Here is a 14,556-nt window from a genome sequence, read left to right on the forward strand (position 1 = left end):
CGGGCCTTCGGCGTCTCCCGGTCACCCGCCTCCACCTCGCGGCAGTCCCCACCACGCTGTCGAGGACCGGAGGACCGGCGCGCCGCACCCCCGGAGCTGCGAGCGACATCACGTCACGCAAAAGGGCGGGGCCCCGGAATTCTCCGGGGCCCCGCCCTGAACGCTGCCGACGCCTAAGGCGTACTAGAGGCCGTCAGTTGTCGTCCTCGTCGATCAGGAAACCGCGCATGGGCGAGGGAGCCTGACCCATCGGCGACGGACCCTGAGGCCGTACCGGCGCCATGGGCTGGGTCATCGCCGGCGACATCTGCTGCTGGCCGCCGTAGGACGGCCCGGCCGGAGCCGGGCCACCGCCCATGCCCTGGTTGCCACCGTACGACGGGGCGCTCGCACCGGCCGGAGCCATGGAAGGCGCCGGGGACGGCGGCAGCGACGCGGTCGCCGGAGTGCGCGGCGGAGCCAGCGAGTCGTCGGACTGGGTCTCCAGCTGACGCAGCTGCGACTCCAGGTAGGACTTCAGCCGCGTGCGGTACTCGCGCTCGAAGCCGCGCAGGTCCTCGACCTTGCGCTCCAGCGTGGCGCGGGCGGACTCCAGGGAGCCCATCGCGACGCGGTGCTTCTCCTGCGCGTCCCGCTCCAGGGCGTCGGCCTTGGCACGGGCGTCACGCTCGAGACCCTCGGCACGGCTGCGCGCCTCACCGACGATCTTGTTGGCCTCGGAGCGGGCCTCGGCGATCGCCTGGTCGGCGGTCTGCTGGGCCAGCGAGAGGACACGAGCGGCGCTGTCGCCACCGGGGCCCTGACCGGGGCCGCCCATAGGACCGCCCATGGGGCCGCCCATCGGGCCACCCATCTGCTGCTGCATGGGGGCCTGTCCGCCCATCTGACCCTGGCCCATGGGGCCCTGGCCCATCTGGCCCTGGCCCATCTGACCCTGACCCATGGGTCCCTGACCCATCTGACCCTGGCCCATCTGACCCTGACCCATGGGTCCCTGACCCATCTGACCCTGGCCCTGGGGGCCGCCCTGGCCGCCCGGGGGCAGCTGCGGCGCACCGCTCGGCAGCTGGGGCGGGCCGCCCATGGGGCCGCCCATCCCCTGCGGCGGGCCCGATATGCCGGCCGGCACGGGAGCGCCCGGACCGCGCATGCCCTGCGGGGGCATGCCCTGCTGCATCCCCTGCTGCGGCATACCTTGCTGGGGCATGCCCTGCTGGGGCATTCCCTGCTGCTGGTGCTGGTGCTGCTGGTCCTGCTGCTCCGGAGGCTTGCGCATGTTCTGCTGGTTCTGGGCAGCAGCACGCGTCGCCGCGGCCAGTTTGGCGCGCAGGTCCTCGTTCTCACGGAGCAGACGGGTCAGTTCGGCTTCGACCTCATCGAGGAAGGCATCGACCTCGTCCTCGTCATAGCCTTCTCGGAGGCGGACGGTCGTGAACTGCTTGTTCCGCACGTCCTCGGGGGTCAACGGCATCTCTTCACCTCAACGTAGTCGTCGGCATTCGGCAAGACCGTATCGTTCACAGCCGGCTCACGACGGAGATCAGGATGTAGACGATGATCATCAGTACGAAGAAGGACAGGTCGAGCGCCACGCCCCCGAGACGCAGCGGCGGAATGAACCGCCGCAGAAGCTTGAGCGGTGGATCAGTGACAGTGTAGGTGGCCTCCAGAACGACCACCATCGCCTTGCCGGGTTGCCACGAGCGGGCGAACTGGAAGACGTAGTCCATGACCAACCGGAAGATGAGCACGATGAGGAAGCACATCAGCGCGATGTAGACGACATCCAGGACCACGCTCATTGCTTGTGCTTCCCTCTCCCCTGTTTCCCTGCTGCCCCGTACTGCTGTACCGGTCGTGCGTCTCAGCTCTGGTTGAAGAACCCGCCCTCTGCGATACGGGCCTTGTCCTCCGCCGTGACATCGACGTTAGCAGGCGACAACAGGAACACCTTCTGCGTCACCCGCTCGATGCTGCCGTGCAGACCGAACACGAGACCGGCCGCGAAGTCGACAAGTCGCTTCGCGTCCGTGTCGTCCATCTCGGTCAGATTCATGATCACCGGGGTGCCCTCACGGAAGTGTTCCCCGATGGTACGGGCCTCGTTGTAGGTCCGCGGGTGGAGTGTGGTGATCCGGTAAGGCTCTCGTTCCGACACGACCTTGGGCATGATCACCGGTGCGTTCTTCTCCAGGCTCGCGCGTTCTTGTGTGATGGATGCCACGGGCGCGATACGCGCCGGGCGACCGGATTCCGCGCCGAGCGAAGCGGATCGGGGCACCGGGTCCCGCGGTGCCGGGGGCTGCACTACTCGTACCGATTCGTCCCTTTCGAGCTGATGGGACTGGTGCGAGCCGTGCGACTGGTGTGACGGCTCGTGCCGTCGGCGGTCCCGCTCGGGCTCCGGGTCCAGCTCGGGTTCGAAGTCGTCGTCGGGGTCGAAACCGCGGCCGTCGTACCCATCGTCCTCCACGAGGCCGAGGTAGACCGCCATCTTGCGCATCGCGCCGGCCATGCTCTGAGTCCTCCGCTCTGTGGTGGATCGGCTGACTGCTGCCAAGTGCCCGCGATCCACGAGGTCGTTACGCCCGCCCTGCGGCGGCATTGACCATATTTTCTGCTGTGGTCCGACTTCCTGGCGACGTTACCCGAGCCTGGGGCGGACACCGAGTACCGAGGTACCGACGCGCACATGTGTCGCTCCGGCCGCCACGGCCTGCTCGAGGTCCGCACTCATCCCTGCCGACACCATGTTCGCAGCCGGATGGGTTCGGCGCAGGTCAGTCGACAAATCCATCAACCGCGCGAACGCGGCCTGTTCGCGGCCCGCGTACTCCCCGGCGAGCGGGGCGACCGTCATCAGACCGTCGAGTCGCAGCCCCGGGGCCCCGGCGACCAGGTCCGCCAACTCCGCGACGCCGTCCGGCGCCACACCACCGCGCTCCCCCCTGCCACCGGCTCCGGCGTCGAGCGCGACCTGGAGGAGGCATCCGATCTCACGCCCGACCCGCACGGCCTCCTTGGACAGAGCCGTCACCAGCCGGGAACGATCGACGGACTGCACGAGATCCGCGTAACCGAGCACGGAGCGCACCTTGTTGGTCTGCAACTGCCCGACGAAGTGCCAGACAAGCGGCAGATCCGCGCATTCCGCCGCTTTCGGTGCCGCGTCCTGGTCGCGGTTCTCGGCGACATGACGGACACCGAGATCCGAGAGGATCCGCACATCGCCCGCGGGATAGGTCTTGGTGACCACGATCAGGGTCACCTCCGCACGCTCCCGCCCGGCCGCCGCGCACGCGGTGGCGATGCGCTCCTCCACTTTCGCCAGGTTCGCGGCGAGTTCTTCCTTACGGTCGGTCATGTCCCGTCAGTCCAGCCAGACATAGCCGGCGAGCCGGCCCGTGGTGCGGTCGCGGCGGTAGGAGAAGTGGTCGCCCGACTCGAGCGTGCACACCGACGACCGCTCCCGGTCGCGCACCCCGAGCCGGTCGAGCTGGGCGTGCACCGCGGCGGTCACGTCGACGGCGGGGGTGCCCCAGCTCGTCTCGGCGTGCGCCGCCGGTTCGACGGCCGCGACCTCGGCGCGCATCGCCTCCGGCACCTCGTAGCAGCGGCCGCACACGGCGGGTCCGGTGCGGGCGACGATCCGGGACGGCTCGGCACCGAGTTCCACCATGGCCCGCACTGCGGCGGGGACCACGCCGGCGAGCATGCCGGGCCGGCCGGCGTGCACCGCTCCGGCGATTCCCGCGGCGGGGTCGGCGAGCAGGACCGGTGCGCAGTCGGCGGTGAGGACGGCGAGGGCGAGGCCGCGCCGGGCGGTGACGAGCGCGTCCACCGCGGGGATGTCGGCGGTGGACCCCCAGGGTCCGTCCACCACGGCCACGTCCGCTCCGTGCACCTGGTTCATCCACACCACCGAGGCCGCTTCGAGTCCGAGGGACTTGGCGGCCAGCTCGCGGTTGTGGCGTACGGCGGCGGGGTCGTCGCCGACCGCCCCGCCGAGGTTGAGCTCCTCGTACGGAACGGCGCTCACTCCGCCCCACCGGTCGGTGAAGGCGAAGTGGGCGCCGTCCGCGGTGCTCACCTCGGAGCGCTGTGCGGTCACTTCAGGAAGTCCGGCACGTCCAGTTCCTCGGCCGCGCTGTCCGAGTAGGTCCGCGACGGCGGGACCGGCGGGGCGACCGGGATCTCGTTGGCCGGCTCGGGGGCGGGCTCCGGCTCCTCCTTCGGCGTGACGCTGCCGAGCGAGCCGAAGGCCGGGCGGGCCTCCGGCTGCCGTACCGGAGTGGGTTCCTCGCGGCGGGCGGAGGACGAGGCCGAGGAGGAGCCGAGGACGGTGTCCCGGCGGGCCGGCGGCTGACCGCCGTCGAAGCCGGCCGCGATCACGGTGACCCGGACCTCGTCGCCGAGGGCGTCGTCGATGACCGCGCCGAAGATGATGTTGGCCTCGGGGTGGGCGGCCTCGCTGACCAGCTGGGCGGCCTCGTTGATCTCGAACAGGCCGAGGTCGGAGCCGCCGGAGATGGACAGCAGCACGCCCCGGGCGCCGTCGATGGACGCCTCCAGGAGCGGCGAGGAGATCGCCATCTCGGCCGCGGCCACCGCGCGGTCGTCGCCGCGGGCCGAGCCGATGCCCATGAGCGCCGAACCGGCCTCGGACATGACCGACTTGACGTCGGCGAAGTCGAGGTTGATCAGGCCGGGCGTGGTGATGAGGTCGGTGATGCCCTGCACACCGGACAGCAGGACCTGGTCCGCCGACTTGAAGGCGTCGAGGACGGAGACCTGGCGGTCCGAGATGGACAGCAGCCGGTCGTTGGGGATGACGATGAGGGTGTCGACCTCTTCGCGGAGCTCCGCGATGCCGTCCTCGGCCTGGTTCGCGCGCCGCCGTCCCTCGAAGGTGAACGGGCGGGTGACCACGCCGATGGTGAGGGCGCCGAGGTTGCGGGCGATGTTGGCCACGACGGGCGCGCCGCCGGTGCCGGTGCCGCCGCCCTCGCCGGCCGTCACGAAGACCATGTCGGCCCCCTTGAGGACCTCCTCGATCTCCTCGCGGTGATCCTCGGCGGCCTTGCGGCCGACGGCCGGGTTGGCGCCGGCGCCGAGTCCGCGGGTGAGTTCGCGGCCGACGTCGAGCTTGACGTCGGCGTCGCTCATCAACAGCGCCTGCGCGTCGGTGTTGATGGCGATGAACTCGACGCCCTTGAGACCGACCTCGATCATCCGGTTGATGGCATTGACACCACCGCCGCCGACACCGATGACTTTGATGACTGCGAGGTAGTTCTGCGGTGCTGCCACGTCGAAGGCCTCTCGCCTCGAGTTACGTGTCGCCGCTTCGCGGCCTTGCCGCGGTCCGACGACTGATGCCGATTGGGACGGTCCGTATCGCCGACCCGAACCCTAACGTTGAAGTTTAGGGTTACCAGTATGTCTGTTCTCCGGAGTCTTCTGAACAGGACACTAAGTCGACAAGTGGCGCACGTTCAACGAACACGCCGAACCTCCCGTTTTTCTTTTCACCCTATGTGATCAGCCATAGCGGTGCCCAACCAGGGTGCTGGCCTGCGCCGATGCGCGTCAACTCCCGGCTGACGCGGGGGCGGTGGGAACGCTGACGTCGAAGTACCGTGCGCCGGGAGCCGCTTTCATGAGAGCGGTGAGTGTACGGGCCTTCGCGGCGCCCTTCTCGCCACTGCCCCACACGACGGTCCTGCCGCCGCTCAACTCCAGCGAGATGTCGTCGTAGGAACGCACCTTGACGGTCCGGGTGTCCGCGGCGACCGCGGCCGGGAGGGCGCCGGCGGCGGCCACCGCCTCCCGCACCAGCCTGTCCTCGCCGAAGCGGCGCAGGCTCGCAGCCCGGGAGCCGGTCCGGGACACCGACAATTCCAGTGCGGGCACGTTTTTCGGGGCCTGCGAAACGGTGGCGAAACGGACACCCTTCTTGTCCACCTCGATGAACTTCCCGGATTTTCCGATGAGGAGGACCGGCGTTCGTTCGGTCACTTTCAGGCCGATTCCGTGCGGCCAGGAACGGACCACCTCCACCGTGTCGATACGCGGCAGCCTCCGGCGCAGCCGTGCCTCGATCGCGTCGGGGTCGACGGAGACCAGCGGCTGCCCGACCGGGACGTCGGCCGCCGCGCTCACCTGCGCGGGCGTCAGGACGAGCGTTCCCGACACCGAGACACGTTCCACGCGCAGCCAGTTCGACCCGTACAGCACCCAGACGGTCGCGGCTCCCACGACCACCAGGGCGACCGCCAGGATGACGATCGTACGAAGGCGGAGTTGCCTCAGCCTGCGCACGGGCGGCGGGCCGGACGACCTCTGCCGGCGTTCACCGCGTTCGGCGGTCGTCGATCCGGCCACGCGTACTCCCTTTCCGGGCTCGTTCGCCTCCGGAGCGCGTGAACCGGTTACCGGGAGCCGGTCGCGCTCAGCCCTGCGGGCCTCCGCGCGCTCGACCTCCCGGCACCGGCACGCCCCTTCGGCGCACTCGCCGTCGCGTTACTGGCGGCGGTGCGAGGCGATCGCCTCGTACACCATGCCGACGAGCAGGTCGTCGGCGTCCCGGCGGCCGAACTCGGCGGCGGCGCGGGACATCTCGTACAGCCGGTGGGGGTCGGCGAGCACGGGCAGGACGTTCTCCCGCACCCACTCGGGGCTCAGTTCCGCGTCGTCGACCAGGAGACCGCCGCCGGCCTTGACCACCGGCTGGGCGTTGAGCCGCTGTTCGCCGTTGCCGATGGGCAGCGGGACGTAGGCGGCCGGGAGTCCGACGGCGGAGAGTTCGGCGACGGTCATCGCGCCCGCGCGGCAGAGCATCATGTCGGCCGCCGCGTACGCGAGATCCATCCGGTCCACGTACGGTACCGGGATGTAGGGGGGCATTCCCGGCATCTGCTGCACCTGCGGCAGTTCGTTCTTCGGACCGACCGCGTGCAGGATCTGGATGCCGGCCTGCTGGAGCCACGGCGCCACCTGCTGCACCACCTCGTTGAGGCGGCGGGCGCCCTGCGAGCCGCCGGAGACCAGCAGCGTGGGCAGGTTGGGGTCGAGCCCGAAGGCGGCGCGGGCCTGCGGACGCACGGCGGCCCGGTCGAGGGTCGCGATGGAGCGGCGCAGCGGGATGCCGATGTAACGCGCGTCACGCAGCTTGCTGTCCGGGGTGGACACGGCGACCCTGGCCGCGTACCGCGAGCCGATCTTGTTGGCGAGGCCCGGGCGCGCGTTGGCCTCGTGGATGACGATCGGCACGCCGAGGCGCTTGGCGGCCAGGTAGCCGGGCAGGGCCACGTAACCGCCGAAGCCGACGACGACGTCGGCCTTGGTGCGCTCCAGGATCTGCTCGGCCGCCTTGATCGTGCCGCGCAGCCGGCCCGGCACGGTGATCAGCTCAGGGGTGGGCCTGCGGGGCAGGGGCACCGCGGGGATCAGCGCGAGGTCGTAACCGCGCTCCGGTACGAGACGGGTCTCGAGGCCGCGTTCTGTGCCCAGGGCCGTGATTCCCACGGTCGGGTCCTGCCTGCGCAGGGCGTCCGCGAGGGCGAGCGCGGGCTCGATGTGGCCGGCGGTCCCCCCACCAGCGAGTACGACATGCACCGAAATTCACCGCTCTCCGGACGAACGCGCCGCCGAGGCACGTCGTCGCATCGTGTTCCATCTCCGAGGCCCCCGGTCGAGCACAGGGCCTCCAGCCCGCTTTCTACCAAAGCGGGGTTGCCGCATCGACAGCGCCGCCCGCGCAGCGGGATCGTCGCGCGCGAAGGCGATCAGCAACCCGATGGCGAACATGGTCGGCAGCAGGGCGGACCCTCCGTAGGAGAACAGCGGGAGCGGGACACCGGCGATCGGCAGCAGACCGAGCACCGCACCGATGTTGATCACCGCCTGCGCGGTGATCCAGGTGGTCACGCCTCCCGCGGCATACCTCACGAAGGGGTCCTCCGTACGTCCGGCCACGCGGATACCCGCATAGCCTAGAGCCGCGAAGAGGGCGAGCACCGACAGCGTCCCCGCCAGACCCAGTTCCTCACCGGTGACGGCGAAGATGAAGTCGGTGTGGGCTTCGGGTAGTTGGCCCCATTTCTCCACACTCGCGCCGAGCCCGGAGCCGAAGAGTCCGCCGGAGGCCAGGGCGTAGATGCCGTGCACGGCCTGCCAGCAGTCGGCGGCGCCCGACCGGGGCTCGGTGGCTCCGATGCAGGCGAGCCGGGCCATACGGTTGGGGCTGGTCTTGATGAGGATCACGCCGAGGGTCGCGGCGATCGCCAGCACACCGACGAACAGCCGCGTCGGGGCGCCGGCCAGCCACAGCAGGCCGAACAGGATCGCCGTGAGGATGATCGCCGTACCCATGTCGCCGCCGAGCATGATCAGGCCCAGCAGCATGAAGGCGGCCGGCACCAGCGGCACCAGCATGTGTTTCCACTGGGTCAGCAGCTTCTTCTCCTGCTTGCGGGCCAGCAGGTCGGCGCCCCACAGCACGAGGGCGAGCTTGCCGAACTCGCTGGGCTGGAGCTGGAAGGGGCCGCCGACGGAGATCCAGTTCTGGTTTCCGTTGACCGACCGCCCTATCCCCGGCACCTGCACGAGGGCCATCAGGAAGACGGCACCGGCCAGGATCGGATAGGCCAGCGCCCGGTGCAGCTTCACCGGCATCCGGGAGGCGGCGAGCAGCAGACCGCCGCCGATGACGGCGGCCAGCATCTGCTTGCGGAAGAAGTAGGACCCCGGCAGCGACATCTGCAGCGCGGTGACCTGGGAGGCCGAGTAGACCATCACCAGCCCGAGCACGGTGATCAGGACGCTGCCGCCGAGGATCAGGTAGTACGCGGTCAGCGGCCGGTCCCAGGCCCTGCGCGCCCGCGTGTGGAGGCGCAGGAACGGGTTCTCGCGCCTGGGCCGGGCGACGACGGGACGCCTGGCGGCCCGCTGTACGGGCGGACGTCCGGTACGGCTACTGGGCATCGTCAACTCCGCTGTAGGTCGGCCTCGACGGTCCCACGCGTCCTCCCCAGGGTCGCCCGGCAGGCGGCCGGCCGGGTCAGGCGCCGAGTCCGCGAACCGCCTCCGCGAACGCGTCGCCGCGCTTGTTGTAGTTGGTGAACATGTCCATGGACGCGCAGGCCGGCGCCAGCAGCACCGTGTCGCCCGCGACGGCGAGCCGCCGCGCCTCCTGGACAGCCTCGGCCATCGCCCCAGTGTCGGTCCGGTCGAGGTCGACGACGGGTACTTCCGGGGCGTGTCGCGCGAGGGCTTCACGGATGAGCGCCCGGTCCGCGCCGATCAGCACCACACCCCGGAGCCGCTGTGCCGACCTGGTGACGAGCTCGTCGAAGGTCGCCCCCTTCGCCAGCCCGCCCGCGATCCACACGATCGACTCGTACGCCGCCAACGAGGCTTCCGCGGCGTGGGTGTTGGTGGCCTTGGAGTCGTCGACGTAGGCGACCCCGTCCACGTCGGCGACGTGCGCGATGCGGTGGGCGTCGGGTGTGAAGGCCCGCAGGCCGTCCCGTACGGCGGCGGCGGGCACCCCGTAGGCGCGCGCGAGGGCCGCCGCGGCAAGGGCGTTGGCGATGTTGTGCGGGGCCGGCGGGTGCACGTCGGAGATCTCGGCGAGTTCCTGGGCGTTGCGCTGCCGGTTCTCGACGAAGGCGCGGTCGACCAGGATGCCGTCCACGACGCCGAGTTGGGAGGGGCCGGGGGCGCCGAGGGTGAACCCGACGGCCCGGCAGCCCTCCTCGACGTCGGCCTCGCGGACCAGGTCCTCGGTGGCCTTGTCGGCCGCGTTGTAGACACAGGCGACGCGATTGCCCTCGTACACGCGGCCCTTGTCGGCGGCGTACGCCTCCATGGAGCCGTGCCAGTCGAGGTGGTCGGGCGCCAGGTTCAGTACGGCGGCGGAGTGGGCGCGCAGGGAGGGCGCCCAGTGGAGCTGGTAGCTCGACAGCTCCACCGCGAGCACGTCGTAGGGCTCTTCGCCGAGCACCGCGTCGAGGAGCGAGACGCCGATGTTGCCGACGGCGGCCGTGCGCAGTCCCGCCGCCTCCAGGATGGCGGCGAGCATCCGGACGGTGGTGGTCTTGCCGTTGGTGCCGGTGACCGCCAGCCAGGGCGCCGCGTCGGGTCCGCGCAGCCGCCAGGCGAGTTCGACGTCGCCCCATACCGGGACTCCGGCCTGCCCGGCGGCGGTGAACAGCGGCTTGTCCGGCTTCCACCCCGGTGCGGTGACAACGAGTTCGGTGCCGTCGGGCAGGGTGTCGCCGTCCCCGAGGCGCACGGTGACGCCCAGGGCCTCCAGTTCGGCGGCCTGGGCGCGGGCCCGCTCGTCGTCACCGTCGTTGACGACGGTGACGCGGGCGCCGAGTCCGTGCAGGACCCTGGCGGCCGGGAGGCCGGAGACGCCGAGCCCGGCGACGGTGACGTGCTTCCCCTGCCAGTCGGTCACTTGTCTGCTGCCCATCCCGCGTAGAAGAGACCCAGTCCGACGATCACACAGATGCCCTGGATGATCCAGAAGCGGACCACGACAAGGACTTCGGACCACCCCTTGAGTTCGAAGTGGTGCTGGAGTGGCGCCATTCGGAAGACGCGCTTGCCGGTCAGCCGGAACGAACCGACCTGGATGACCACCGACATGGTGATGAGGACGAACAGACCGCCCAGCAGGGCGATCAGCAGCTCGGTGCGGGAGCAGATCGCGAGGCCGGCGAGCACACCGCCGAGCGCGAGCGACCCGGTGTCACCCATGAAGATCTTCGCGGGCGAGGTGTTCCACCACAGGAAGCCGAGGCAGGCGCCCATCAGCGCCGAGGCGATGACGGCGAGGTCCAGCGGATCGCGCACCTCGTAGCAGGCGTTGGGGTTCGTCAGCGTCTCGCCGTTGGCGCAGGACTCCTGGAACTGCCAGACGCCGATGAACGTGTAGGCGCCGAAGACGAGCACGGATGCGCCGGTGGCGAGGCCGTCCAGACCGTCGGTCAGGTTCACGCCGTTGGACATCGCGAGGATCATGAACAGCGCCCAGATGACGAACAGCACCGGGCCGATCGTCCAGCCGAAGTCCGTGATGAACGACAGCTTCGTGGAGGCCGGGGTGTTGCCGCGGGCGTCGGAGAACTGGAGCGAGAGCACCGCGAAGCTGATGCCGACGATCAGCTGGCCGGCCATCTTCGCCTTGGCCCGCAGACCCAGCGAACGCCGCTTGACGATCTTGATGTAGTCGTCGAGGAAGCCGACCAGCCCCATGCCGACCATCAGGCCGAGCACCAGCAGACCGGAGTAGGACGGGGGGTAGCCGGTGATGAGCTTCGACGCGAAGTACGCGACGACCGTCGCGAAGATGAAGGCGATACCGCCCATCGTCGGCGTACCGCGCTTGCTGCCGTGCGTGCGCGGGCCGTCGTCGCGGATGTACTGACCGTAGCCCTTGCGGGCCAGCAGCTTGATCAGCAACGGGGTGCCGACCAGGGTCAGGAAGAGGCCAATGACACCTGCGAACAGGATCTGCTTCATCATCGGGCGGAAACCTCACCCTCGGCACCGGTCTCGACGAGCGCCTGCGCCACGCTCTCGAGCCCGACCGACCGGGACGCCTTCACGAGTACGACATCCCCCGGGCGCAGCTCGCTGCGCAACAGGTCGACCGCCGCCTGTGCGTCGGACACGTGCACCGACTCCTCACCCCACGAACCCTCGTTATATGCGCCCAGTTGCAGCCAGGACGCTTCCCTGCCCCCGACCGCGACGAGCTTGCTGACGTTGAGCCGGACGGCGAGCCGTCCGACCGCGTCGTGCTCGGCGAGCGCCTCGTCCCCGAGCTCGGCCATCTTGCCGAGCACCGCCCACGTCCGGCCCCCCGCTGCCTGTGTGGCCCTGCCCATCGCCGCGAGCGCGCGCAGGGCGGCTCGCATGGACTCGGGGTTCGCGTTGTAGGCGTCGTTGACGATCGTCACGCCGTCCGGGCGCTCGGTGACCTCCATACGCCAGCGGGAGAGGGTGCCCGCCTCGGAGAGAGCGGTGGCGATCTCTTCCGCGGACATGCCCAGTTCGTGGGCGACGGCGGCCGCGGCGAGCGCGTTCGACACGTGGTGCTCACCGTACAGGCGCATGGTCACTTCGCTTGCACCGGAGGGTGTGTGAAGGCTGAAGGCAGGCTGTCCGCTGTCCGTGAGTCGCACGTTCTCGGCCCGAACGTCCGCTTCGCCGGACTCTCCGAAAAGGATCACCTTCGCCTTCGTACGGGATGCCATGGCCCGTACGAGGGGATCGTCCGCGTTGAGGATCGCGACACCGCCCTCGTCCGGCGACGGGAGGCTTTCGACGAGTTCGCCCTTCGCCTGCGCGATCTGCTCGCGTCCGCCGAACTCGCCGATGTGGGCGCTGCCGACGTTCAGGACGAGACCGATCCGCGGCGGGGTCAGGCCGGTGAGGTAGCGGATGTGACCGATGCCGCGGGCGCCCATCTCCAGGACGAGGAACCGCGTCTCCTCGGTGGCGCTGAGCGCGGTGAGGGGCAGTCCGATCTCGTTGTTCAGCGAGCCCGGGGTCCATACGGTGGGCGCCCGGCGCTGGAGCACCTGGGCGATCAGGTCCTTGGTGCTGGTCTTGCCGGCGGAGCCGGTGAGGGCGACGAGGGTGGCGCCGAGCCGTCGTACGACATGGCGGGCGAGCGCTCCGATGGCCGTCTGGACGTCGTCGACGACGATCGCCGGGACGCCCACGGGCCGGGTGGCCAGTACGGCGACCGCGCCCGCCTCGACGACCGCTTTCGCGAAGTCGTGGCCGTCCACCCGCTCGCCGGCGAAGGCGACGAAGAGGCTGCCGGGCCCGGCCTCCCGGGAGTCCCGGACGACCGGTCCGGTGACCCGGACGGAAGGATCCGGTATGTCGTGCGTCTGCCCGCCGACGACTGCTGCGATCTCGGCGAGGGAGAGGGCGATCACAAGTTCATCCCTGGGTCTGCTCGATGGCTTCGCGAAGCACCTGGCGGTCGTCGAAGGGTCGGACCACCCCGGCGATGTCCTGGCCCTGCTCGTGGCCCTTGCCCGCGACGAGCACGGTGTCGCCGGGTCGCGCGCGGGCCACGGCGGCGGCGATCGCGGCGGCCCGGTCCTCGCAGACCTGGACCTCGCCGCGCTCGTGCACCGGCACGGAGGCCGCGCCGCCGAGCATGGTGGCGAGGATCGCGAGCGGGTCCTCGGAGCGGGGATTGTCGGAGGTCAGTACGGCGGTGTCGGCGAGCCTGGCCACGGCGGCACCCATCGGGGCGCGCTTGGTCGTGTCCCGGTCGCCGCCGCAGCCGAGCACCACGTGCAGCCTGCCCTCGGTGACCTTGCGCAGGGCGCGCAGGACCGACTCGACGGCGTCGGTCTTGTGGGCGTAGTCGACGACCGCGAGGTAGGGCTGCCCGGCGTCCACCCGCTCCAGGCGGCCCGGCACGCCCGGCACGGCGGCGACGCCGTCGGCGGCGGTCTGCGCGTCGATGCCGGCGGCGGCGAGGGCGGCGATCGCGGCGAGGGTGTTCGCCACGTTGAAGGAGCCCGGCAGCGGCGAGCGGGCGCCGATCCGCTCGCCCTTGGGCCCGACGACCGTGAACTCCGAGCCCAGCGGGCCGATCCGGACGTCCTCGGCGCGCCAGTCGGCGTCGGGGTGGCCCTCGGCGGAGTAGGTGACGACCGGGACGCTCGCCTCCCGGACCAGCCTGCGGCCGTACTCGTCGTCGAGGTTGACCACGCCGAGCCGGCTGCGTTCGGGGGTGAACAGCCGCGCCTTGGCCTGGAAGTAGTCCTCCATGCCGGAGTGGAACTCCATGTGTTCCGGGCTGAGGTTGGTGAACACGCCGACGTCGAAGACGCAGGCGTCGACCCGGCCGAGGACCAGGGCGTGGCTGGAGACCTCCATGGCGACCGCCTCGACACCGCGTTCGCGCATGACGGCGAACAGGGCCTGCAGGTCGGTGGCCTCGGGGGTGGTGCGCTCGGACTTGATCCGGTCGTCGCCGACGCGGGTCTCGACCGTGCCGATCAGTCCGGTGGACCGGACCGTCCGCAGCCCGCCCTCCACCAGGTAGGCGGTGGTGGTCTTGCCGGAGGTGCCGGTGATGCCGATCTGGAGCAGATCGCGGCCGGGGTGGCCGTAGATCGTGGCCGCCAGCTCGCCCATCCGCGCCCGGGGATCGGCGGCGACCAGCACCGGGAGCCCGGTCGCGGCGGCGCGTTCGGCGCCGGTCGGGTCGGTGAGCACGGCGACCGCGCCGAGGCCGGCGGCCTGCGTCACGAAGTCGGCGCCGTGCAGGCGGGCGCCGGGGAGGGCGGCGTAGAGGTCTCCGGGGCGGACGGCGCGCGAGTCATGGGTGATGCCCGTGACCTCCGCGGCGCCCCCGGGACCGGCCGGCTGCGCGGCACCCAGTTGATCGGCGAGCTCCGCGAGGGGTGTGGCGGAGACCTGAACCGGCCTGGGCGGTCCCGGATATGTCACGGGTGCGCCCTTCTGGGTGGTTTGGGACTGATCGGCGTGTGGCACGGCGGTGAGCGTACC

General features: G+C 70.7%; 13 protein-coding genes. All 13 read right to left on the reverse strand.

Annotation, left to right across the window (positions count from 1 at the left end):
- Positions 1–193 precede the first annotated feature (193 nt).
- Positions 194–1,471 (reverse strand): DivIVA domain-containing protein, encoded by a 1,278-nt coding sequence (locus AC07AZ_RS19950; protein WP_478849458.1) that lies wholly within the window; start codon positions 1,469–1,471, stop codon positions 194–196.
- A gap of 46 nt (positions 1,472–1,517) precedes the next feature.
- Positions 1,518–1,802, reverse strand: coding sequence for a YggT family protein (locus tag AC07AZ_RS19955; RefSeq protein WP_033318070.1), 285 nt, complete (start codon positions 1,800–1,802; stop codon positions 1,518–1,520).
- A gap of 62 nt (positions 1,803–1,864) precedes the next feature.
- A complete protein-coding gene (locus tag AC07AZ_RS19960) occupies positions 1,865–2,515 on the reverse strand; it encodes a cell division protein SepF (RefSeq protein ID WP_356045807.1) in 651 nt (216 codons plus the stop codon).
- 129 nt (positions 2,516–2,644) lie between these two features.
- Positions 2,645–3,364: a YggS family pyridoxal phosphate-dependent enzyme gene (locus AC07AZ_RS19965; RefSeq protein WP_478849463.1), complete on the reverse strand. Its 720-nt coding sequence runs from the start codon at positions 3,362–3,364 to the stop codon at positions 2,645–2,647.
- A 6-nt stretch (positions 3,365–3,370) separates the two neighbouring features.
- Positions 3,371–4,111 (reverse strand): peptidoglycan editing factor PgeF, encoded by a 741-nt coding sequence (pgeF, locus tag AC07AZ_RS19970; protein ID WP_478849465.1) that lies wholly within the window; start codon positions 4,109–4,111, stop codon positions 3,371–3,373.
- Positions 4,108–5,310 (reverse strand): cell division protein FtsZ, encoded by a 1,203-nt coding sequence (gene ftsZ / locus AC07AZ_RS19975; RefSeq protein WP_478849467.1) that lies wholly within the window; start codon positions 5,308–5,310, stop codon positions 4,108–4,110. Before ftsZ ends, pgeF begins: the two co-directional genes overlap by 4 nt.
- Before the next feature lie 279 nt (positions 5,311–5,589).
- On the reverse strand, positions 5,590–6,384 hold the full coding sequence (locus AC07AZ_RS19980; RefSeq protein WP_478849469.1) for a cell division protein FtsQ/DivIB: 795 nt from the start codon (positions 6,382–6,384) through the stop codon (positions 5,590–5,592).
- A gap of 138 nt (positions 6,385–6,522) precedes the next feature.
- The gene (gene murG / locus AC07AZ_RS19985; protein WP_478849471.1) at positions 6,523–7,617 is read right to left on the reverse strand and encodes an undecaprenyldiphospho-muramoylpentapeptide beta-N-acetylglucosaminyltransferase; all 1,095 of its coding nucleotides are present in this window, start codon (positions 7,615–7,617) and stop codon (positions 6,523–6,525) included.
- Between the two features lie 6 nt (positions 7,618–7,623).
- Complete coding sequence (gene ftsW / locus AC07AZ_RS19990; protein WP_478849473.1) at positions 7,624–8,985, reverse strand: putative lipid II flippase FtsW; 1,362 nt, start codon at positions 8,983–8,985, stop codon at positions 7,624–7,626.
- A 76-nt stretch (positions 8,986–9,061) separates the two neighbouring features.
- Entirely contained in the window at positions 9,062–10,480 is a 1,419-nt protein-coding gene (gene murD / locus AC07AZ_RS19995; protein ID WP_478849475.1) for a UDP-N-acetylmuramoyl-L-alanine--D-glutamate ligase, read from the reverse strand.
- A complete protein-coding gene (gene mraY, locus AC07AZ_RS20000) occupies positions 10,462–11,535 on the reverse strand; it encodes a phospho-N-acetylmuramoyl-pentapeptide-transferase (protein ID WP_356045745.1) in 1,074 nt (357 codons plus the stop codon). Before mraY ends, murD begins: the two co-directional genes overlap by 19 nt.
- The gene (locus AC07AZ_RS20005) at positions 11,532–12,962 is read right to left on the reverse strand and encodes a UDP-N-acetylmuramoyl-tripeptide--D-alanyl-D-alanine ligase (protein WP_478849478.1); all 1,431 of its coding nucleotides are present in this window, start codon (positions 12,960–12,962) and stop codon (positions 11,532–11,534) included. The genes mraY and AC07AZ_RS20005 overlap by 4 nt, the downstream gene beginning before the upstream one ends.
- Positions 12,963–12,966: 4 nt before the next feature.
- Positions 12,967–14,496, reverse strand: a complete 1,530-nt coding sequence (locus tag AC07AZ_RS20010) for a UDP-N-acetylmuramoyl-L-alanyl-D-glutamate--2,6-diaminopimelate ligase (RefSeq protein WP_478849562.1) — start codon at positions 14,494–14,496, stop codon at positions 12,967–12,969.
- Positions 14,497–14,556: the final 60 nt, after the last annotated feature.

This window comes from Streptomyces sp. NPDC043878 (assembly GCF_056435735.1).

Coding starts and splice junctions, on each gene's coding strand:
- mraY (WP_356045745.1), bottom strand. CDS start 11,535: ATGATGAAGCAGATCCTGTTCGCAGGTGTCATTGGCCTCTTCCTGACC.
- ftsW (WP_478849473.1), bottom strand. CDS start 8,985: ATGCCCAGTAGCCGTACCGGACGTCCGCCCGTACAGCGGGCCGCCAGG.
- murD (WP_478849475.1), bottom strand. CDS start 10,480: ATGGGCAGCAGACAAGTGACCGACTGGCAGGGGAAGCACGTCACCGTC.
- AC07AZ_RS19955 (WP_033318070.1), bottom strand. CDS start 1,802: ATGAGCGTGGTCCTGGATGTCGTCTACATCGCGCTGATGTGCTTCCTC.
- AC07AZ_RS19950 (WP_478849458.1), bottom strand. CDS start 1,471: ATGCCGTTGACCCCCGAGGACGTGCGGAACAAGCAGTTCACGACCGTC.
- AC07AZ_RS19965 (WP_478849463.1), bottom strand. CDS start 3,364: ATGACCGACCGTAAGGAAGAACTCGCCGCGAACCTGGCGAAAGTGGAG.
- AC07AZ_RS19960 (WP_356045807.1), bottom strand. CDS start 2,515: ATGGCCGGCGCGATGCGCAAGATGGCGGTCTACCTCGGCCTCGTGGAG.